The 861-nt window shown below is 58.3% G+C and carries 1 protein-coding gene; it reads right to left on the bottom strand.

All coding sequences use genetic code 11. The features are described 5' to 3' along the window. Nucleotides 1–170 precede the first annotated feature (170 nt). Entirely contained in the window at nt 171–596 is a 426-nt protein-coding gene (locus EAO37_RS09355; RefSeq protein ID WP_162982286.1) for a hypothetical protein, read from the bottom strand. Nucleotides 597–861 lie beyond the last annotated feature (265 nt).

Raw genomic sequence — 861 nt, forward strand, 5'->3', positions numbered from 1 at the left:
AAACCCCTAAACCCCCCTAACGCCACCTCCCTCCCTCCCCTTAAAACCTCCCAAGATTTGGGCGCGCTCAAACTCAAAGCGATCCCCAAAGGCACACGGATTCACTTTAAAGAGAGCGATCCTAAGAAAATGGCGACTCTTTTAGGAGTGAGTTACGCCGATTACACCGCCTACCAGCCCAACCTTGAGGGGATTGAGGGGGTAAGCCCAAGCCCTACGCTTGTTACACACACACGCCCACAAACTCTAGAATTACACAGTGCCCCACAATCCCCCACCCCCGCAGCGCGCACCCCCCGCGCTTCCACTAGGCGCGCCACCACTTCTAGATCGACTCGGTCGGCTAAAACGCGCTCTTTTGCTCGATCTAACACTTTTCGTGCCTCTAAAGCCCATTCTACCAGCGCGCCACCCACCACCCCGCGCGCCACTTCTGCTAGGTCCACCACCCCTCGATCTAGCAATACACGCGCCACCACCTCTGAATCCACCAGCGCGCGTGCACGCACAAGTAGAACGCGTTCTTCTAGTACACGCCCTTCCACTAGACGCGCCACCACTTCTAGATCGACTCGGTCGACTCGTGCGCGCGCCATTTCCCCAAGTTCCCCCAGTGTCAACAACCCCACCCCTCAAGCTTTTGATGATGGTATTGAGCGTTCCTTGGGCGCGCCCCAAGCGCGCGCTTATGCAAACCCCACCCCTCAAGCTAGTTTTACCCCCCCTATAAGCCCCTCCCAAACCTTTATGCCCCTGCCCATCTCAAGAACTTGGCTTACCCTCCCTACACCCCCCCCCACTGTCCCAAACCCCGCCCCATCTACGCCAGCCCAAACCCCACCCACCACTTCGCCCCCCTTA

Origin of the sequence: Helicobacter sp. L8 (assembly GCF_003660355.1) — a bacterium.
In the GTDB taxonomy this organism is placed as follows: domain Bacteria; phylum Campylobacterota; class Campylobacteria; order Campylobacterales; family Helicobacteraceae; genus Helicobacter; species Helicobacter labacensis.

Coding starts and splice junctions, on each gene's coding strand:
- EAO37_RS09355 (WP_162982286.1), bottom strand. CDS start 596: ATGGCGCGCGCACGAGTCGACCGAGTCGATCTAGAAGTGGTGGCGCGT.